This window comes from Saccharospirillum alexandrii (assembly GCF_004000275.1).
Lineage (GTDB): Bacteria > Pseudomonadota > Gammaproteobacteria > Pseudomonadales > Natronospirillaceae > Saccharospirillum > Saccharospirillum alexandrii.
Genome location: NZ_RCIP01000008.1, coordinates 18,933 through 39,916 on the forward strand (window position 1 = coordinate 18,933; position 20,984 = coordinate 39,916).

Consider the following 20,984-nt stretch of genomic DNA (forward strand, 5'->3'; position numbering starts at 1 on the left):
CCATGAAATATCTGCAAGCACAACGCACGGTCGCCTCGCTCGCGGACGACGCCCCTGCCTCAACCGTCCTGCTGGCAACGTCGTTTCAGAGTGAGAATCTCGATCTGTACTTACAGGCGCGACACGCCCTGGCAGGGCATCGACTGACGGTTCAGCATTTGCCGTTCAACACCCTGGCACAACAAAGCTATACCGCCGCCAGCCTCGATGAAGTCTGGCTGATGCTGCCCTGGGACTGGTTGCCGGAAACCGACTGGCGCACCGGGTTGCCCGCACAGCCACTGGATCTGGCTGACCTGGAGGCGAGGTTGGCCGCACAAGAACAACGCCTGCGGCAACGCGGCATGGCCATTCTCTACCTCGATGCGCCCATGCCACCGGTTATGGCCAACCAAGCACTGCAAGCCCAACTTGCCCACCGGCTGCGCGAAGCCGCGTATCGGGCTGGTGCCAGGCTGCTTGATGGCGAGGCCTTTGAATTACCCAGTTATCTGAATACCGGCGTTGCCATTGCAGGCCGCAGTGCCGATGCCGTTGCCAAAGCCCTCTATGAACTGCGCTACCCAGGCCCGAAGGTCCCGCGCAAGGTCCTGGTGACCGACCTCGACCAGGTCATGTGGCAAGGCATCATCGGTGAAGACGGCCTGGAAGGCATTCAGTACCGGCCCGACGGCGCCGGCTACCCGCATTTTTTGTATCAGCAGGTACTGCAGCGCCTGAAGCACGGCGGCACCCTGATCGCTGCCGTCAGTCGCAACGATGCCGACCTGGCCCGGGCTCCGTTTGAAGCAGGCAGCATGACGCTGAATGACGCTGACCTGGTCGCTATTCTGGGCAGTTATCAGCCCAAGTCGGCCCAGATCCGTCACTTGCTGGAACAGCTGGATCTGGGTCTGGATGCCGTGGTGTTTGTCGACGACAACCCGGTTGAACTGTCGGAAGTCAGCACTGCGTTGCCCGAGGTTCAGTGCCTGCAATTTCCAGAATCCGTGGCCGCCTTCCCGGATTTTCTGGCCCGGCTGCTAGCGCACTTCGAGCAGGACACCACCAGCCAGGAAGACCGGCAACGCACAGAACTCTACCGGACCCGGCTTAAGGGCATGGCGCCGGTAAACGCCGAAGGGGCCGACCTGACGGCCTTTCTGAGTTCACTCGAGATGCAGCTCACCTGGCACGACCGCAGCGAGACACAGCGCGACCGGGCCTTGCAACTGATCAACAAAACCAATCAGTTCAATTTGAATGGCAAGCGCTGGACGGACGACGAGCTCGATCTCGTTCTTGGCCAGGGTGGCCGGCTGTACTCCGCCAGCCTGGCCGATGCGCACGGAGCCCATGGCGAGATCATGGCCTGTCTGATCGATGTGGAGGGCTGCATTCGTGCCTGGGTGATGTCGTGCCGGGTGCTGCAACGTCAGGTCGAAGCGGCGTTTTTGCATGTTCTGACTGAGCAGCCGATCGCAAGCGAGACGCTGGTTTTCGACCGGGTGAACACCGAGCGCAACCGCCCCCTACAGGATTTTCTGGACACACTGGCACTGGACCACAACCGCATTAAACGTGACAGGCTGGCGCAACAAACACAGGCGGCGCGCGCCCTGTTCACCCTTCGCAACGCCACCGAAACGAGCCCTACATGAAGCAGCACACCTTCTGGCTACCCACAGGCAACAGCGGTGCTGTTTTTGCGCACTGGTTCGACGTAGACACACACCGTGCACCGCCAGTGGTGCTGTGTCACCCGATCGGCCCGGAATACATGCACTGCCACACGACGCTGCGTCAGCTGGCGTTGCAATTGCAGGCCGCCGGTCAGGCCGCGCTGGTGTTTGACCTGCCCGGTTACGGCAACAGCAGCGGTCAGTTAACCGAGCCCGGTATACTGGGCGACTGGGAACAGGCTCTGATCGCGGTCACCGGCTGGGTGCATCGGACCTGCGATCTTGCCCCTGCGTTACTGGCCATGCGGGCCAGCTGTTTGCTCACACCGGCGGTTATTTCCCGCTGCCAACTGGCCGGGCTGGTGTGGTGGTACCCGCACACCCGGGGCCAGACGTTCGTTCGGGACCTGAATCTGATTGACCGGCAATTGCACAGCGAGGCACTGGACGATGCCCCCTGCCTGACCGGGGGCGGCTACCCCATGCACCGCGACACGGCGGCGCAACTGGAGCAACGGTCGCTGACGGTTGAACCCGACTACCCACTGAATACCCTGGTGATTCACACGCCGGAACACAAGCGCATTGCTGCGTTGGCCGGGCTTGAGGCGGCTGGCGGCCAGATAGAACGCATCAGCTCTACCGCACTGTCAGGCATGGCGCGCCAGGCTGAGGCATCGGTGGTTCCGCAACCGGACATCGAGCACCTGATCGCCTGGCTTGGTTCACAACCGCGCACAGCCAACGCTCAACAGCTCGAAAAACCGGCGCCCAAAGAAAGCTGGCAATCCGCCGGGTTTACCGAGACATCACTGCGGGCCGGCGCCGTCTTTGGCATTCTGACCCGGCCGTTACGATCGGCGAGCACAGCCCCCTGGGTGTTGATCCCCAATACCGGCGCGGGCCACCATGCCGGGCCAAACCGGTTGCACGTTGACCTTGCCCGGCAGTTGGCGGCGCAGGGCATTGCCAGCGTTCGACTGGACCTGGCGCATTTGGGAGACAGCCCGCAACAGGCCCAGGCATTGAGCAATGAAGCCTACAACCTGACCGGTCGCGATGACCTGGCCACCATGGCCCGGGCGGTGATTGACCTTGGGGCGCCTGCGGTGACCTTGCTTGGGGTCTGCGCCGGTGCTTACAACGCCTTTCAGGCGGCCCTTGCGCACCCGGACGTTCCCGTGGCCGGGCTGACGCTGATTAATGTGCAAACGCTTTACTGGCAAGAAGGTGACGACAGCCGTATGCCTTCCGGAGCGCAATCGGCACTGACCAGTGCACAGTATGCGCAATCTAGCAGTAATCCGAAGGCCTGGCTGCGCTTGCTGACCTCGCCTCAAAAATGGGTGAATGTGGGGCGTTATCTGGTGTCGCGGGTCGGCGCAGTGGCCCTGAGTGCCCGCAATCGCCTCACCCGGCAACGGTCGCCTTTGGAGCGGGATCTCAGTCGGCTGACGGAGCGTGGTCTGGTGGTTCGTTTTGTGTTTTCGCCAGACGAACCTGGCTTGGCGGCATTACAGGAGGCGGGCGGGCATACCCTGGCACAACTAACTCGAATCGGGCAGGTCAGCTGGGACCAGGTCGAACAGGCCGATCACACCTTCACCACCGGCGTTAGCCGGCAGCGGCTGATCGACCATCTCTGCCAGCAGTTAGCCCTTGTCGATCACTCTTCAAGTACGCTATCAACAACAGGTCTCAGGGCGGAAAGCCAGGCGTCATAACCGGCCTGGTTCAGGTGAATGCCATCGCCGATGTGCATGGCCACGGCCAGGTTGTCGCTGTCGCTCTGCGGAGCATGGGGTGAGGCGACCAGTTGCACCTGATCCGAGCCGGCAAAGGCCTCCCGGTAGGCGTCATTCCAGCGGCGAATATTGCGGTTATAACCCACCAGCCCGACGCGTTCATCCATGGCGTGAATGGTCGTCAGTAAGACCGGGGTATGCCCAGGCAGTCGCGCGACGATGTCGCGCAGGTTGGCAACGGTTTGGTTGACCCGATAGCCCTGGGCGATGTCGTTGGCGCCCAGGCTGATGATCACAACACGGGCGGTTGCCAGGCTCTGGTAGCTGTCCATTCGATCGAGCACGGCGGCCGTGGTATCGCCACGAATACCGAGATTCAAGGAACCCGGCCAACGCTGCTCGTTATCCATCAATTCCAGATGGCTGTCGCCAAGCAGTACGATAGCACCAGCGTCGGTGGCGCTGTCCTGTTCCAGCAACACTTGCTGACGCTGTGCCGCATGCTCATCAAACATCGCATCTCTGAGCGGCAGATCCGTTTGCCTGAAAAAGGCAATCGCGACCGTAGCCAGCGTGGCCAGCACAACGGCGGTGATCAACAAAACCCATTTAAGACCCGGGCGCCGGCGTTTGATCAGAGGATTTACAATCATGCGGCCTCCGTCGTGACAAAGCGTTTCAGAATGGTTTTCCGGTCGTACTTGCCATTGGGTGTGCGGGGAAACGGCTGGTCGGTTCGCTCAATGCGGGTGGGTACCATATAACCCGGCAGCCGCGCTTTCATGGCATCGATCAGGTCCGTCTGGCTGACGGCCGGGTCGGCGTGAATCAGAGCGGCAATAAACGGTTCCTCCCCATCCTGTTCCGGGCTGAACACGACAACGGCTTCTTCAATGGCATCCAGACTGTTCAATCCGGCTTCGATTTCACCCAGCTCAATGCGATAACCAAGGTATTTGATTTGGTCGTCCAGTCGGCCGAGGTAATGCAGCAAACCGGCGTCATCGATCTGAACCAGATCGCCCGTGCAATACAGCGGGTCGTGGAAGCGCTCGTGCCAGGGGTTTTGAATGAACACCTCGGCGGTCTTTTCGGTCAGCCCCAAATAGCCATAGGCGACCGAGGTACCGCGCACCAGCAATTCCCCCTGGGCACCCGGCTTACGGGTCAGCTCGCCCAGCTCGGTTCTGACCCAGATGTCCATGTTGCGCCTCGGTTTGCCAATGGGAATAGAGCGGGCGTCAGCGGCCGGTACCTCGTCGATGATGTGATAGGTGCAATCGACGGTGATTTCTGTGGGGCCGTACATGTTGGTGAACTGAATGTGGGGGTACATCAGCATCCACTGACGCACCACGGTCGGTGGCAAGGCTTCGCCGGCACACAGAATATGCCGCACCTGGCGAAACGACTCCGGCTTCAGGCGACGGGATTTGAGCAGCAGGGTCAGCACCGACGGCACGCAGAAAAAGGTGGTGATGGCATGCTCGTCGAGCCAGCGGATCAGCCTGGGCAAGACCGCATTCAGGGCATCGTCGACCAGATGCAGGGTCGCGCCCGTTTTGAAAGCGGTGTAGAGATCGAAGGTCGAATTATCGAAGTACAGCGGTGCGTGGTTGGCAATCTCGTCCTGGTCGGTCAGTTCGTAGGTGTCAACACACCAGTCGATGTAATCCACAATGGCTTTGTGCGGAATCATCACGCCCTTGGGCACACCGGTGGAACCGGAAGTAAACAACACATAGGCCAGGTCGATCGATAAATTGGTGCAGGCTGGCGGCTCAGAACTCAACGACGCTTCAGCAAGTTGATTAACGTTGATAATGTCGATGCCGAAAACCTCAGGCAGGCGCTCCCGCAACAGGGCTTCGCTGGCATCGCTGACCAGAATGACCTGGGAGTCGAGACTCTTAAGTATCGATTGCAGTCGTTGCGCGGGTGAATTCACATCAATGGGAACGTAGGCGCAGTCGGCTTTCAAAATGCCGAGGATGCAGTGCATCGACTCGAGACTCTTGGGCATGAAAAACGCGACCATGGACTGGGCCGGTACGCCGCACCCTGAAAGATGACGGGCCAGTCGGTTGGTGGCCTGATCAAGTGCCTGGTAGGTGATGGACTGATCGGCGCAACGCACGGCTATTTTGTCGGGGAAGCGGCGTGCCGAGGCGGTAAAATAGTCCTGAACCAACTGCGTCATGGTGTCCTCCTTAACGGTCGATATCCTGTTGCTCTGATAGCAGAGCGCTAGTTCCTGAGCATGGCGGTCCGATTACACCCCGGGGGTGTTATTGACCGGCGTCGATCAACTGCACTCTCAGCCCGATCAGCCATTGCCATTCCTCATCGGTTTCACTTTCGGTGTACTGCACTTCTGCCTGACTTTGCCAGCGCGGACTCAGCACCCGCGTCCACCCCAGGTTGGTTTGCCACAGCGATTCTTCCAGCCACTGGTACGAGGTATCCAGCGTGGTGGTTGAACGCTGCGAGGCCTGATATTCAAACCCGAGTTCTACCCGTGCCGTGCGTTCGCGGTCGTCGGCTATGTTGCTGCCGGCAAGCGTCAATTCCTGTTCCTGATCACCCAGTTCCAGCAGTGCCGAAACCGTCAGATCCGGCTGCCACTGCACGTCGGACAGGCTCAGGGTGAACTGGCGGGTAATGGCCAGCGCTTGCTGGTCTACCGCTGTGTTCTGGTTGCCAATGGTTTGGGAGCTCAGGGTGTCATCCACCGATCTCGCCAGTTGCGCCTGCCACAGACCCAGGTCGGTTTCGCGTTGCCACCGTGCCGACAGGCTGTAGGTTTCCAGTTCCTGCTGTTCGCGGCTGGCCTCAATCCACTGGCCATTCAGGCTCCAGGTATTCACCTGGGTCTGGTATTGCCAGCCCAACCCATAGCGCCATTCACTGAGCCCCGATTCGCGCTCCTGGAAGCGGGTCTCGGCCTGCCACAGGGTTTGCCGGCTCTGCTGAAAAGCGGGGGCATAGCCCGCCTGCCAGCCCTGGTCTTCCACCTCCGACAGCACCAGATCATCATCAACCTGGCGATTGTTCTGCCAGTCCCACTCTGCTTCCAGCCGATGAATCAGCCGCTGGCCCTGTCGGCGTTGCAGGGCAACCAGGGTAGCCACCCGGTCATCAATGGTCCGGGCCTGGCTAAAGTCGACCTCGTCTTCGGTATGCTGATGTTCCAGTGCCACTGACAACACCTCGTCACTGGAGGTCCAGACTATATCGTTCTCGGCCTGCCAGGGCGTGGTTGGCTGCCACTCGTCGAGGGGCGATGTGACCGCTACGTTTGCTGCGGATGTCCAGTCAACCCAGGGGGTTTCCAGCTCAAACTGGAATTCCGGCGTTATGGACCCGGTTGTTTCGGAGCCGTCGTCGGCCACGGCACCTGTTGCGGCCGCTTCCAGTGACCATTCGGCCAGCGCCGGTTCAGTCGCAGCGATCAGCGCCAGTAACGCCACCCACCGGCCAATTTGCCGGGGTGTTGAACACTGTGGGCAATGGCTGTTATTGCTGGTACACAACACCGGTCACCCGCTCAGCGCCTATTGCCTCCACCGCATCTTCAATGGCGTCCATACTGGCCCGGCCATACGGCACGGTTATCACCGACTGGTCGCAGAACTTGGACAATACCCGGGCTTCACTGTTCGCCAGCACCGGCGGTGTATTGATCACGATGAAGCGGTCCGGGTAGCGGTTTTTCAATTCGTAAATCAGGTGCTCCATGCCCTGAGATGAGAATTGCTCGACGCTGATGCCGGTTTCATTACCGGCCGGTATAACCGCCACCCGATCAATACCCGAAGGATAAATAATTCGATCCAGCCCCAGCGAGCGGTCTTTCAGGTAATCGGTAACACCCACCGACAGCGGGGCGGTCACCAGACGTTGCAAATCGGAACCGTACGGGTTGCAGTCGACTAGTAATGCCGAGGAGTTAAGGTCGAGCGCAAAGGAAATGGCGAGGTTCATCGGCGTCAGAATGGAATTGCTGTTCACGTCGACCGAGGTCAGCATGACAACGATGTTGCCACCGTTGGTGTTGGCGCTGCCGGCCGTGCTTTTTTCAATGAGCTTGATGCGCAATTCGCGGTAGGCATTGAGCACTGCGCGGTTTTTCATGCCGGAATAGACGAGCTTGTTCTTTTTCATATCGGCCTTCGACATCGGATCCGGGTTGGGCATTAATTCAAGTGACGCCTGGCGGGTCAGTCGATGCTCCTGGGGCAGCAGGTCGGTAATAATGTCAGCCCCCCGTGGCTTTTCGCGTACGGGCTTGGTTTCACTTTGCAGCTCAAACTCAGCCGCCTGGCTGCGTTGTGCCTTGTTTTTCTCCAATGCTCGCAAGAGCTTACTGTTATCCATTCGTACTCCGGCACGGCCTTACAAGGTTGGCAAAAAGGTGCTGATCAGTTCGGGCGATGCACCAAATACAACAAAGCCATAAACCGCCAGATACAATAGCACCAACAGCGCCAGAAGAATCAGGCTCCGTTTACTGGCCACCTCACTGACGGCGCTGTTGTAAAGCGGAATGCTGGTCACCAGTTGCACATGGGCCGGCAATTGCGACTCCATATAACTGGCTGAGCGCACCCGGGGGTCAAACAGCACCAGCGCACCGGTGAGCCCCAGCGGTAACATCAAGCCAAGCAAGGGCCCCAGCGCTGCAAAATGAACCAGTTGCAAGCCGTCCCATCTGACCGGGTAAGACGGCGGCTCATGAATTTTGTAGGTTACGCCCTGGCCTTCGATATCCAGAGTCATCGACAAGCGTGCATTTTCCCGGGTCTTTAGCATGTCTTCGTAGACGTCTTTGGTCACCGAATAATCGCGCGTCAGCTCTTGCAGCCGGGCCTGTTTCGACGCCACTGTCTCGGCACTGGCATATTCGGTTTCCAGCAAACTGTTCAGGTTGGTCAACCGCTGACGCGCTGCACTGAGAGTGGCTCGCTCGTTGCTGATCATTTCTTTCAGGTTAGTCATGGCCGGGTTTTCCACCCGTTCTACCGCACTGCGCCCCGGGTTATTGATGCGTTCCTGTTCGATCTGGGTTTCCAGAACGGCCATCTGCTCCTTTAAATTCACGATGTCCGGATGGGTATCGCGATAGCTCAAACGCAGTTCCGCCAGTTGCTCTTCATAGGCTTCCATGCGGCGTTCACGACTGGTGGGCTCAATGTCTCGCTCTACCGTGAGGAACTCAGGCTCGGTTAGCATCTGGGCTTCAAAGCTGCGCAACCGGGCCTCACTGTCCTGTACGGAAAGACGCAGGGTTTGTATTTCATTTTTGATGCCGTTTACCCGGTTGGTCACGCTTTGTTCGGTAACATCGATGTTCTGGCTGTTGAATTCCTTCAACCGGTTTTCAGCCGCTTCCAGCTGGCGCTGGTAGGAAGCAACCTGTGAGTCGATAAACTCAAAGGCTCCCCGGCTCTCTTCCCGCTTCTTGCGTGACGTCTCTTCAATAAATTCCTGGGTAACAGCACTCACCACCTTAAAGGCGGTATCGGCATTACTGGAACGATAGCTGATTTCCACGTAGTCGCCGTTAGCCGAGATTCGCAACCCGTTACGCAGCCGGGGAATGGTGTCGTCAGGGTTCTCAAAACCGCTTTCAATGGCGACTGACCGCAAAATGCGATCGGTAAAGACGATGTCTCGTGCTTCCTTGGCCCGATCGATACGGGTTATTTCCGCCTGGCCTTCCAGCAGATTACCAATAATATTACTCACGTCCGCATAGAGAATGACTTTGGACGAATAGGTTTTGGGCATCATGAACCCGGCAACCAGCACGATCGAAGAAACAGCGATAAACAACGCCGCGATGACATAGCGGTAGCGCAAGGCTTCCATTTTCAACGACTGCAGTAGATCTTTAATATTACTCGGATCCATCAGAGCTCTCCTCGAAACACTGATTTTTCAGGCACGGTTAGAATGTCGGACGGCTGTAAAGGATAGTTGGTCTCTATGTCACCCTTGTTTAATATGTCGTCGAGTCGGACTCGGTATTCAACATAACCATCGGGCGTTTCCCGGTTCAGTACTGCCCGGTTGCCGGCACCGAATGGGCTGACTCCGCCAGCGGCAAGTACCAGGTCGACGACCGTCATGCCATCGACAAAGGCGATCGACACGGCTTCATTCACCTGCCCCATGGCCCGCACCCGGTATTGGTAGGCAACGCTGACCGGGTTGGTCACCGTGACGCTGACTTCGGGTGAAATAATAATAACGCCCAGCTCATTTGAAATGGCAGCCGCCAGTTCTTCGGGCGTTTCCCCTTCGGCTTGCATGTCGCCCATCAGCGGCATGGTGATCAGTCCATCGGGTCTGACGACCAGATCCCTGGTTAACTCCTGGTTGCGCCAGACATCAACCCGCAACTGGTCCCCGATACCAATAACATAGGCCTCGCGTTTGTAGGTGATTTCCGGGCCTTGCCCGTCGATCACACCAGAAGAGGCACACCCGGCCAGAGCCAGGGCCCACATCACTCCCAGGGCGCCCAGCAGAGAACGTTTGCAGCCTAAAACACTCATCAATGAACTCCTTTGCCGAGCAATACCACTTCAACGGTTTGGATCATGATCAGTATGTCCATCACAAAGCTGTGGTTCTTGGCGTAGTAGAGGTCGTACTCAAGTTTGCAGCGCGCATCTTCAACCGACGCACCGTAGGGGTAATTCAGCTGTGCCCACCCCATCAACCCGGGTTTGACCGCGTGACGGTGAGTATAGAAGGGAATGCTGTTTTCGAGATCAACCACGAATTCGGGCCGTTCGGGCCGGGGGCCAACGAAACTCATGTCACCGCGAATCACGTTGTAGAGCTGTGGAATCTCGTCCAGCCGGGTATTGCGAATAAAGGCGCCCACCCGGGTTACGCGCGAATCCTGCGCTTTGGCCCAGACAGCCTTGCCGTCTTTTTCAGCATCCTGACGCATGCTTCTGACTTTGTAGATTTTAAAGGGTTTGCCGTGCTGCCCGGTGCGTATCTGGCTGTAAACGAACGGCCGGCCCGACTCCAGATAAACCGCCGCAAAGACAAACAACATGATGGGCGCCAGCAGTATGGCCAGCGCTACGCTAACCACCAGGTCGAACAGGCGCTTGATGGCATCGCGCGCCTTGGATGCCTTGAAGCCGTCGGAAAAGATGATCCACGATGGTTGCAACAGAGTCAGGTCAATGCGGTTGAGCTCGCGTTCGTAAAACGCCTGGGCACTTGAAATTTGCACGCCCCCGAGCTTGCAGCGTATCAGGTCGTCGAGCGGGAACTGGGCGCCCTCGGTGCGCCGGCGCTCCTGTGTTGCAACGACAATCTCGGAGATACGGTTGTTTTTGCAAAAGGTAAAGAGGTCATCCGGTGTTGGCATGCAAGCATGGGCGGGCAACGCTTCTTCCTCGCTGCCCAGATACCCGACAATGCGAACCCCCAGGCTGCGCCGGTAGCGCTCATACTCACGATGAATCTGACCGGCTAACTGGCCGGTGCCAAGGACCAGGATACGGCGCGACAGCTGGTCTGAGTCGACCAGATGCACAAAGGCCCGCCGCACCAGCAGGGTGATGCCGGTTGAGATCATCACCGCCCAGAACAGGTTGGAGCTGCCCACATCGAGCGCGGGCCAGATGACCGTAACAACCGATAACCCCAGCGACCCCAGAAAACAGAAGGCAACCAGGGTTCGAAAAAACATGGCGGCAAAGCCTTCACGCATCATCGCCAGGTACACCCCCATGGCCAGGGAACCGGCACTGAGCAGGGAGGCATATAACAGGGACGACCAGAGACTGTAAGAGACCGGCACCAGGTCGAGCGCTTGCTGGATCTCGCTGAGTACGTAAAAACTCAGAAACAGCACCAGAAACTCGAGCAGACCGAGCGCCAGGTAGGGGACGTGCAGATAATGTTTTCGAATACGGATATACGACACAGTAGCTTCCTTGCCCAATGATCTGGAACGATGACCCAATTGGCTAGCACCAATGAGACAGCCAACTCCGATGGCTATCGCGCATTATGGTGCTCTTTTTCCATGAAAATCACAAGTACTGCCCTAGTGCATATTGTTAACAGAAGCAGTAAACTCGCCCTTCAAAGGATAGCCAACCCGGCAGCGTTGTTCCAACGTTTGATACCCGGGTACGATGTTACAGGATGTAGCCATGCTTGCCCGAACCACCACAGCCAACTCCCCAGCGCCGATCAACGCCATGACCATTGATGTGGAAGACTATTTTCACACCCTGGCGCTGTCTGGTGCGGTCTCCCGGGCCGACTGGCACCGCTTGCCCTCCCGCGTTGAAATGAACACTGATCGGTTGCTAGAGCTGTTCGAGCAGCAGGATGTCAAAGCCACTTTTTTCATTCTTGGCTGGGTGGCTGAGCGGTTTCCCAACCTGGTGCATCGCATTGCCGCCGGCGGCCACGAGATTGGCTGTTATGGCTACCACCATGAATCGGCACACGATCAGTTACCCGCAACGTTTCGCGAAGAAACCCGCCGTGCCAAATTCCTGCTTGAAGATCTGACCGGGCAACGCATAGACGGCTATCGTGCCGTCAACTGCTCGGTCACCCGCAGTTCGCTATGGGTGTTGGATGTACTGGTCGAGCTTGGGTTCAAGTGGGACGCCAGCATCTACCCGATCTACCACGACCAGTATGGCCTTCCGGAAACGCCTTCAGAACCTTACACCATCATTACCCGGTCGGGCCGGAGCTTGTCTGAGTTTCCGTTTACCACCACCCATTTCATGGGCTTGCAGGTGCCGGTATCCGGCGGTGGCTCATTTCGGCAGATGCCCTACCCGCTGTTCCGCTATCTGTTTCGGGCAGCGGGCCAGAGTGGCAACACCCCGCGGGTGTTCTATCTGCACCCCTGGGAAATCGACCCGGAACAACCGCATTTCAGTGGCTTGAGCCTGGTATCCCGGCTGCGTCATTACCGCCACCTTAAGCCTTGTTTCAAGCAGTTTAAGCGCCTGCTTGATGACTTTCAGTTTACCACGCTGAGCCAAAGCTTTACCGGCCATCGCTGGGCAACGACCTACACCAATCTGGACGGTTCGCTCGTTCAATTGACCTGACTGACCACTGGCAACCACACTCTCACAGGATGTGACTATGACCCAAAAACACTCCAATCCCGCTCTCGATCCCGCCCCGGCGGATCATTCGCCCCACAACCGCCGTATCTCCATCATCGGCCTGGGGTATGTTGGCCTGCCGGTCGCCGTCGCTTTTGGGCACCAGCATGGCTGCGTTGGTTTCGACGTGAACACCAGCCGCATCCAACAGCTTCAGCAGGGCGACGATCATACCGGCGAAGTGGCTATTGAGGACCTGAACCAGGCTGACATTCTGTTTACCAGCGATGCGGCCGACCTTGCACGGGCCGATTTTCACATCGTCTGCGTACCGACGCCGATTAACGATTCAAAGCAACCCGACCTGACGCCGCTGATCAGAGCCTCTGAGACGCTGGGCCCCCACCTGAAAACCGGCGACATCGTCGTGTATGAGTCAACCGTCTACCCGGGCACCACTGAAGAAGACTGCGTGCCGGTGCTCGAACGCACCTCGGGCCTGACCTGCGGGGTGGATTTCTTTGTCGGCTATTCGCCCGAGCGAATCAACCCGGGGGATCGTGAGCGTACTTTTACCAATATTCTGAAAATCGTGTCTGGCCAGACACCGGAAATTCTCGAGATCGTCGCCCGGGTGTATGAATCGGTGGTGACGGCCGGCGTGCATCGGGCACCCTCCATCAAAGTGGCCGAAGCAGCCAAGGTGATCGAGAACACCCAACGCGACCTTAATATTGCATTGATGAATGAGCTGGCCATTATTTTTAATCACATGAACATCGACACCACCGAAGTTCTGGAAGCCGCCGGTACCAAGTGGAATTTCCTGCCCTTCAAACCCGGCCTGGTTGGGGGGCACTGCATCGGTGTAGATCCTTATTATTTGACACACAAAGCTGAGAAACTTGGCTATCACCCGGATGTTATTTTAGCTGGCCGCCGAATTAATGACGGCATGGGTGAATTTCTGGCAACCCAGATTGTGAAACAACTGGTGGCAAGAAATCAGCCGGTTAAAGGCGCACGGCTCGGCATTTTCGGTATTACGTTTAAAGAAAACTGCCCCGACATTCGCAATTCGAAAGTCATTGATGTCATTCGCAGTCTGCGCAGCTGGGATGTTGAGGTGTTCGTTCATGACCCGCACGCCGATGAAGCCGACACCTTGCATGAATACGGTCTGCCGCTGGCAAAACTGGAAGACCTGAATCAGCTGGATGGCATCGTTATCGCCGTCGCCCATAACGAATACCGGGCCATGACCCCAGCCGACCTAAAAGGCATGTTGGTTCCGGGGGCGGGCGCATTCGACATAAAATGCATTCTCGATCGGGCCCGGTGCGCTGAGCTGCAGCTACCGGTCTGGCGTCTGTAACCGCGGTATGTCCGCAGGAGAGTTCACATGAGCCAAAACACCAAGCCCGACCCGACCCGAGCCGTTCACGCGCTGAGCATCGATGTGGAAGATTACTTTCACGTCGCGGCCATGGCCAAGGTGGTCAAACCGGCTGACTGGGATGCGATGCCTTCCCGGGTAGAAGCCAACACAGAGGCGCTGCTTCAGTTGTTTGAACGCAAAGGCGTCAAGGCGACGTTTTTTGTCCTCGGTTGGGTCGCCGAACGCTACCCACAGCTGATTCGCCGACTGGCTGACCACGGTCATGAAATCGCGTCGCACGGTTACAGCCACCAACTTATTTACAATCAGACACGCGACGTTTTCACCGAAGAAACCCGACGTTCCAAAGCCTTGCTTGAAGACATTGTTCAGCAACCGGTCACGGGCTATCGCGCGGCCAGTTATTCCATTACCCATCGTTCACTCTGGGCACTCGATGTACTGACCGAACTCGGCTTTACCTGGGATTCCAGCATTTTCCCGATCCGCCACGACAACTACGGCATTCCCGGTTCCCCGCGCGAGCCTTACCTGCTGCAAGCCGCTAACGGGCAAACCTTGCGTGAGTTTCCGTTAACCACCGCGCAGATTATGGGCCTCTCGATTCCGGCTGCTGGTGGTGGTTATTTTCGTCAATTTCCTTATCCTGTATTCCGACAGTTGTTTCGCCAGGCGAGCCAGGGGGACAGCGTTCCCCAAATGTTCTATCTACACCCCTGGGAAATCGACCCGGATCAACCCCGGTTCGATGCCGCCAGCTGGTTTTCACGATTCAGACACTACACGAATCTGGACCGGTGCTATGCTCGCCTGGAGCGACTGCTGGATGATTTTCAGTTTGATACCGTGTCGAACAGTTACCGGCAGTATCAACCGGCAGACACGGTGTTTTTTGCCAGTGAACTTGGAAGAGCGGTCTGACCCCGATGACCAGATCTGTCATCACCCCTAAAACTGTTCGGTGCCCACGACTGGCACCCAACTGGATGCAATAACATGTACCTCGAACATTTCGGTCTGCAACGTCACCCGTTCCGGATGGCGCCGGAAGATGACTTCATTTATATGAGTCAGCAGCATTCGCGCGCGTTCGTGTATATGGATTCGGCTGTCTGGAGTCCTGAAGGCTTTGTCGTCATCAGCGGCGAAATTGGGTCGGGCAAGACAACCTTGCTCAAGAAATTGATGCGTGGCCTGAATCAGGATCTGAAGCTGTTTCACATTGCCTACACCAACCTGAAATCGGATGATCTGTTCCACCTGATTGTCCGCCAGGCTGGTTTGCCGTATGACGATAAGAACAAGGTATCGATGCTGCTGGCGATTAACGACTATTTGCAAAAACTGTCGGACGATGGCGTACCCGTGGTACTGGCAGTGGATGAAGCGCAAAACCTGAGCCGCGAAAACCTGGAAGACATTCGCATGCTATCGGGCCTGGAGGGTAAGGGTGGCCCGGTGATGCGAGTCATCCTGCTGGGCCAGCCCGAATTGAAAGACGCCATCTACAACATTCCGCAGCTGGCACAGCGCGTTAAACTCTTTTTTCACCTCAACGGCCTGAGCGCGAAGGAGACTGGTGAGTACATTGATCATCGCCTCTTTATTGCCGGTTACGAAGGCGACACCCTGTTTAACGCCGACACGGTGCAACAGGTTTATGCACTCAGCAAAGGGATTCCCCGGTTGATCAACAAGTTATGCGACGGCCTGATGCTGTGCGCCTATTCCGACGATCGCCCTCACCTTAACGCCGCCGATCTGGTCGAAATTCGCCAGGACCTGATGGGTGAGACCTTTATGGCCCATATGGAAGCGGAAACCGGCGACGAAGAGAAACCGTCGGGCACAGTGGACAACTCAACCGCAGTTGCCGACACGCCAACGGTCAGCGAGCAAGCGTCAGCCCCGACCGACGATACGGCCCTGGGCCGCATTGCCAGCGCGCTCGAACGCATCGATGCCAAACTCGACCGGCTGGTCAGCCAACAAGACACGCCGCCCAGCAATGTTAAACCGCTGAACCCCAAGCGCCGGAGTTAAACCTGCAAGCCAGTCGCCCTGAACCCTTCCAGGGGGGTTAGGGCGACTACCGGATGCCGGTTTACACCCAGCCCTGCAACTCCTGAGTAACAATTTTGTCCAGCATCTCAATGCTCCGATCGGAGGCATTCAGGCACGGCAGTACGTCGCATACGTCACCGCCTGCTTCCAGAAACCCATGACGGGCCTCAATGGCTATCTCTTCGAGCGTTTCAACGCAATCCGACACAAACCCCGGCGTTGCCACGGCAATGCGTTTAATCCCCTCTTCCGGTAGCTTTTCGAGCACCTCGGCGGTATAGGGTTGCAGCCACTTGGTTGGCCCAAGCCGCGACTGAAACGTCACCCGCACCCGGTCTTTCGGCCAGCCCAGCCCTTCACGCAGCAAACGGGCGGTTTTCTGGCAATGGCAGTAATAGGGGTCGCCTTTATCGAAATAGGCTTGTGGCAGACCGTGGAACGACAGCACTAGGACCTCGGGCTCCTGCTCCAGCGCAGCCAGTTGTTCCCGGGTTTGTGAGACCAGTGCATCGATATGGGCCGGATGGTCGTGCCAGGGGTGGGCAACGCGCAGGGTTGGCTGCCAGCGCATCGTCTTCAGGGTATCAAATACCGCATCGGTGACCGAGGCTGAGGTGGTGGCGGAATATTGCGGGTACAGCGGCAAGACCAGCAAACGGTCACAGCCCTGAGCCATCAGGGATTCGATGCGCGAGGCGATCGACGGGGTTCCGTAGCGCATGGCCCAGTCGATGACCCATTCGGGCTGTTGCTGTTGCAGACGCTCTGCCTGCTCGCGGGTGTAACGCCGCAGCGGAGATTCATCCGGGTTGGAGAGCCAGATTTTCTGGTAGGCAGCGGCCGATTTTTTCGGGCGAAATGTCAGAATGGGGCCAAACAGTATGGGCCACCAGATCAGCGGACTGACTTCGATAATGCGCCGGTCCATCAGGAATTCGCGCAGATAGCGGCGCACACTGGCGGTATCGGGTGCATCCGGCGTGCCCAGGTTGACCAGCAAGACGCCAATGCGACCGTGTTTTACTGCAGGATGTTGCTCGGGTTTAGACATTCCGTTCCTTCCAATCGGGCGATAGGGGCGAGTAGATCTTTACGGCGAGGGTTACACCATGAATACTGCTAAAACCATGATTACTGATAACGCATTGTAACGCGATAGGCCCGCTGACCAATAATGCACGTCTGGCATCGGGTTTTATACCACTGCGACTCAGACACTACGGATATCACTGGTTGACGGTTCAACAGCGCCATAAATCGTGCCAGCTACCGGGTCAGCCTATTCGGGGCAGCGTTAAATAGAGCCGGAGAATCTGCCGGCTGCCGGATAGGCATGCCCGGTGCCGGCTTTCAACCGGTGACGTCTAAGAATACCCAATAATAAGAGGTGCAGTACCCCCGTGATGAACCCCTGGTCGTTATTCTCCCTGGCAATCGCCTATGTGGCGGTCCTGTTTGTGATCGCCCTCTATGGTGACCGGCAAAAAGAAAAACGCTGGCCAGGGTGGATCAACGCGAGCATTTATTCCATGTCGCTCGCGGTCTATTGCACCAGTTGGACCTACTACGGCGGCGTGGGCCGTGCCGCCAGCGGTGGCTGGGAGTTTCTGCCCATTTATCTCGGGCCTATTATTGTGTTCACCCTGGGTGGGCCAGTACTGATCAAGCTGGTGAAGCTCGGGCACCGGCAGAATACGACCTCAATCGCCGATTTTCTGGCCTCGCGCTATGGCAAGCGCAACGGCATAGCCCTGTTGGTAACCTCTATTTGCACCCTGGCGGGGGTGCCCTACATTGCGCTTCAGTTGAAAGCGGTCTCGACCAGCCTGGAAGTCCTGGTCGACCCGGTGCTGATTCAGCAAAGCGGCATCAGCGACACGGCGCTGATGGTGGCGCTGGCGATGATCGGCTTTGCCACCCTGTTCGGCACCCGGCAAGTCAATGTGTCGGAACATCACCGCGGCATGATGCTGGCGATTGCGTTTGAATCGGTGATCAAGCTGGCCGCCCTGGTGACGCTGGCGCTCTTCGTGATTTATGTCTTCTTTAACGGCCCGGCAGATTACATGACGACCTTCCGGCAAATCGAAGTCTTCAACTGGGATGGACCATCGCTCAATTTCATTACCCAGACGATACTGGCCGCCAGCGCCATTCTGGTGCTGCCGCGCCAGTTCCACGTGACGGTGGTGGAAAACACCGACCTGCGCCATCTGAACCAGGCCCGCTGGGGGTTCAGCCTGTACCTGATCCTGATCAGCCTGGTGATTCTGCCCATTACCACGGCTGGTCTGATGCTGTTTCCTGCGGATACGGTCAACGCTGATACCTATGTGCTGCTGATTCCCCAGGCAACCCAGCAGAACTGGCTAAGCGCGCTGGTGTTTATTGGCGGGTTTTCAGCGTCGACGGCGATGATTGTGATCACTACGCTCACGCTGTCGACCATGCTCAGCAATGATGTCATCTTGCCCCTGCTGATGCGCGGGCGCATGGCGGAGCCCAGACGCCAGGTTGGACCGGCGCTGATCATGGTGAGACGCCTGGCCATTGTCGGGGTGATTCTGGCGGCCTGGCTGTATCACCACAGTTTCGGCGGTATTGATGAACTGTCGACCATCGGCCTGCTGGCGTTTTCCCTGGTGGTGCAGTTGATGCCAGCGTTGATCGGGGGTCTGTATTGGCGCAAGGGCAATGCCTGGGGGGCTTACGGCGGCATGCTGATCGGCACCTTGCTCTGGGTGTGGACGCTGATGCTGCCTACCCTGGTCCGTTCCACCATGCTCCCGGATACTTTTTTGCAGCATGGCCTGTTCGGGTTCGACTGGCTTAAACCAGAGGCGCTCTTCGGGTTCGAGTTTACCGACCCGCTGAGCCACGGTGTTTTCTTCAGCTTGCTGGCCAATACGGTGGTGTACATCTGGTTATCGCGTCGCACCCAGCCCAGCCTAAGCGACCGGATGCAGGCGGCGGCCTACGTGAACCTCGATGAGCACCTGCACCATCCCGGGCAAGTGCCGCGCAAGATCAGCATTCGCACCGGTGAGCTGATTGCCATGCTGGAACGCTTTGCCGGCTACGGCCGCACCCGCACCCTGATCGAAGATTTCGAGCGGGTGAACCACTTGCACCTGAACCCCCAGGAAGCCCCGACGGCCGATTTCATACGCTACGTCGAACGCACCCTCTCAGGTGTGATCGGTGCCAGTTCGGCCCGCGCCATGATGCACTCGGCACTGTCGGGGCGTCACCTGAACTTTGAAGATGTGGTGACCTTCTTTGATGAGACGACTCAGGCAATCCAGTTCAACCAGAAGGTGCTGTCGGCCACGCTGGAAAACATTGACCACGGCGTTTCAGTGCTCGATGGCGATATGAACCTGGTCGCCTGGAACCGCAAATACCTGGAGATGTACCAGTACCCCAAAGGCATGATTCGGGTAGGCGTGCCGGTCGAGACGCTGGTGCGGTTCAATGCCGAGCGCGGTGAATGCGGGCCCGGCTCACCGGATGAGCACGTGCGGCGCCGTGTTGAGCACTTGAAGCAGGGTACGTCGCACCGCTTTATCCGGGTGAGGCGCGATGGGTCGGTGATCGAAATTCGGGGCAACCCGCTGCCGGGTGGCGGCTTTGTAACGACCTTTAACGACATTACCGAGTTTGTAAAAGCACAGGATGAACTGCAGGATGCCAAGAACACGCTTGAGATTCGCGTAGCGGAACGGACGGAAGCGGCACGGCTGATCAATGCGGAATTGCGGGCTGAAATCGGTGAGCGGGAACGCGCTGAAACGGCGCTGCTGGCAGCTAAAAGTGAAGCCGAACGCGCCAATGCCAGTAAGACCCGCTTTCTGGCGCTCGCCAGTCACGACATTCTGCAGCCTCTGAACGCGGCCCGGCTTTATACGGCGGCCCTGGCCGAGCAATGGCCGGCGGAGACGACGCTGGGCAAACTGGATCAGTCGCTGCGCACGACGGAAGAGCTGATGTCGACGTTGCTTGAGATCGCCCGACTCGATGGTCAGGAGGTGGCTCCCGAATCCCAACCGATGGCGTTAGGCCCTCTGTTGCTGGGCATCGACAACGAGTTTCAGCCTGTCGCCCGCGAAAAGCAGCTTCAGTTGCGGATTCGGCACACCCGTCTGGCGGTGAAGTCGGTCCCCAATGCGCTGCGTCGCATCGTGCAGAATATGGTGTCGAATGCCATTAAGTACACACGCTCGGGTGGCGTTCTGGTGGGAGCGCGAAAGCGCGGTGACCGAGTGGTTATTCAGGTTTGGGATTCCGGTCTGGGCATTGATGACCGGGATTTACAGCGCATTTTCAATGACTTCACCCGGCTTGACCAACACAGCCAGGAGGCCGAAGGCGTGGGCCTGGGTCTGGGTGTTGTGACTCGTCTGAGTCAGCTGCTGCAGCACCCGATTCGGGTTTACTCACGCCCGGGACGAGGCTCCTGCTTCGAAGTGGAGCTACCCTTGGCGCAGCCAACAGTGGTGTTGAAACCCGCCCAGACCATAACGGCCACCTCCCGGTCCGACCTAACCCTTAAGGTACTGGTGATCGACAATGAGCCCCAGAATGTGGACGCTCTGGTTACACTGCTGCAACGCTGGGGGTGCGAGACTCATTTCGCGACCAGTGGCGACCAGGCGCTCGAGGTGCCCGCGCCCGATCTGGTGCTGCTCGACTACCACCTGGGTGAAAACGAAACCGGATTGACGCTTTACCCGCAGTTGCTGGCACACTGGAAAGCCTCGGTTCCGGGCATTCTGATCACCGCGCACCCGGACGACCAGTTACGCGGCGAGGCCGAAGCCATGGGGCTGAGTTATCTGCGCAAGCCCGTAAAACCGGCCACGCTGAGGTCATTGCTGAGGGCGATGACGGCGGCTTGAGTCTATTGGGGCATCAAAGGTATGGACAGCGAGACTTAAAACAGATGTTTTAGGCAATTACTGAAGTTGAGACCTGATGCTCTGAACTGGGTCGGGCATTTCTA

15 protein-coding genes are annotated in these 20,984 nt (G+C 57.9%); 7 read left to right on the plus strand and 8 right to left on the minus strand.

Annotated features, from left to right (window positions below; genetic code table 11):
• Positions 1-2 precede the first annotated feature (2 nt).
• Entirely contained in the window at positions 3-1,640 is a 1,638-nt protein-coding gene (locus tag EP166_RS20780; RefSeq protein ID WP_127560746.1) for an HAD-IIIC family phosphatase, read from the plus strand.
• The gene (locus EP166_RS20785) at positions 1,637-3,385 is read left to right on the plus strand and encodes an alpha/beta fold hydrolase (protein ID WP_127560748.1); all 1,749 of its coding nucleotides are present in this window, start codon (positions 1,637-1,639) and stop codon (positions 3,383-3,385) included. The genes EP166_RS20780 and EP166_RS20785 overlap by 4 nt, the downstream gene beginning before the upstream one ends.
• On the opposite strand, the gene EP166_RS20790 is transcribed toward EP166_RS20785, so the two are convergent.
• The 7 genes from EP166_RS20790 to EP166_RS20820 all read right to left on the minus strand — a co-directional run bounded on the left by EP166_RS20790 (position 3,328) and on the right by EP166_RS20820 (position 11,363).
• Positions 3,328-4,059 carry a GDSL-type esterase/lipase family protein gene (locus EP166_RS20790; RefSeq protein ID WP_127560750.1) on the minus strand — a complete coding sequence of 244 codons (732 nt, stop codon included), beginning with the start codon at positions 4,057-4,059 and terminating at the stop codon, positions 3,328-3,330. The two genes, EP166_RS20785 and EP166_RS20790, sit on opposite strands and share 58 nt — an antisense overlap.
• A complete protein-coding gene (locus EP166_RS20795) occupies positions 4,056-5,606 on the minus strand; it encodes an amino acid adenylation domain-containing protein (RefSeq protein ID WP_127560752.1) in 1,551 nt (516 codons plus the stop codon). Before EP166_RS20795 ends, EP166_RS20790 begins: the two co-directional genes overlap by 4 nt.
• Positions 5,607-5,694: 88 nt before the next feature.
• Entirely contained in the window at positions 5,695-6,942 is a 1,248-nt protein-coding gene (locus tag EP166_RS20800; protein ID WP_164744049.1) for a hypothetical protein, read from the minus strand.
• Complete coding sequence (locus EP166_RS20805) at positions 6,923-7,783, minus strand: P-loop NTPase family protein (protein ID WP_127560756.1); 861 nt, start codon at positions 7,781-7,783, stop codon at positions 6,923-6,925. Before EP166_RS20805 ends, EP166_RS20800 begins: the two co-directional genes overlap by 20 nt.
• Before the next feature lie 18 nt (positions 7,784-7,801).
• Entirely contained in the window at positions 7,802-9,319 is a 1,518-nt protein-coding gene (locus tag EP166_RS20810; RefSeq protein ID WP_127560758.1) for an XrtA system polysaccharide chain length determinant, read from the minus strand.
• A complete protein-coding gene (locus EP166_RS20815) occupies positions 9,319-9,966 on the minus strand; it encodes a polysaccharide biosynthesis/export family protein (protein ID WP_127560760.1) in 648 nt (215 codons plus the stop codon). Before EP166_RS20815 ends, EP166_RS20810 begins: the two co-directional genes overlap by 1 nt.
• Positions 9,966-11,363, minus strand: coding sequence for a TIGR03013 family XrtA/PEP-CTERM system glycosyltransferase (locus tag EP166_RS20820; protein ID WP_127560762.1), 1,398 nt, complete (start codon positions 11,361-11,363; stop codon positions 9,966-9,968). The genes EP166_RS20815 and EP166_RS20820 overlap by 1 nt, the downstream gene beginning before the upstream one ends.
• Before the next feature lie 232 nt (positions 11,364-11,595).
• Here EP166_RS20820 and EP166_RS20825 point away from each other — a divergent pair, with 232 nt between their 5' ends.
• The 4 genes from EP166_RS20825 to EP166_RS20840 all read left to right on the plus strand — a co-directional run bounded on the left by EP166_RS20825 (position 11,596) and on the right by EP166_RS20840 (position 15,961).
• Positions 11,596-12,519: an XrtA system polysaccharide deacetylase gene (locus tag EP166_RS20825; protein WP_220432665.1), complete on the plus strand. Its 924-nt coding sequence runs from the start codon at positions 11,596-11,598 to the stop codon at positions 12,517-12,519.
• A gap of 37 nt (positions 12,520-12,556) precedes the next feature.
• Positions 12,557-13,894, plus strand: a complete 1,338-nt coding sequence (locus EP166_RS20830; protein ID WP_127560764.1) for a nucleotide sugar dehydrogenase — start codon at positions 12,557-12,559, stop codon at positions 13,892-13,894.
• A 27-nt stretch (positions 13,895-13,921) separates the two neighbouring features.
• Positions 13,922-14,839 carry an XrtA system polysaccharide deacetylase gene (locus tag EP166_RS20835; RefSeq protein ID WP_127560766.1) on the plus strand — a complete coding sequence of 306 codons (918 nt, stop codon included), beginning with the start codon at positions 13,922-13,924 and terminating at the stop codon, positions 14,837-14,839.
• A gap of 75 nt (positions 14,840-14,914) precedes the next feature.
• Positions 14,915-15,961: an ExeA family protein gene (locus tag EP166_RS20840; RefSeq protein WP_127560767.1), complete on the plus strand. Its 1,047-nt coding sequence runs from the start codon at positions 14,915-14,917 to the stop codon at positions 15,959-15,961.
• Between the two features lie 61 nt (positions 15,962-16,022).
• On the opposite strand, the gene hemH is transcribed toward EP166_RS20840, so the two are convergent.
• The gene (gene hemH, locus EP166_RS20845) at positions 16,023-17,033 is read right to left on the minus strand and encodes a ferrochelatase (RefSeq protein WP_127560769.1); all 1,011 of its coding nucleotides are present in this window, start codon (positions 17,031-17,033) and stop codon (positions 16,023-16,025) included.
• Positions 17,034-17,385: 352 nt separating this feature from the next.
• Between hemH and EP166_RS20850 the strand changes: the two genes are divergently transcribed.
• On the plus strand, positions 17,386-20,880 hold the full coding sequence (locus tag EP166_RS20850; protein WP_127560789.1) for a PAS domain-containing hybrid sensor histidine kinase/response regulator: 3,495 nt from the start codon (positions 17,386-17,388) through the stop codon (positions 20,878-20,880).
• The last annotated feature ends 104 nt before the right edge of the window (positions 20,881-20,984 follow it).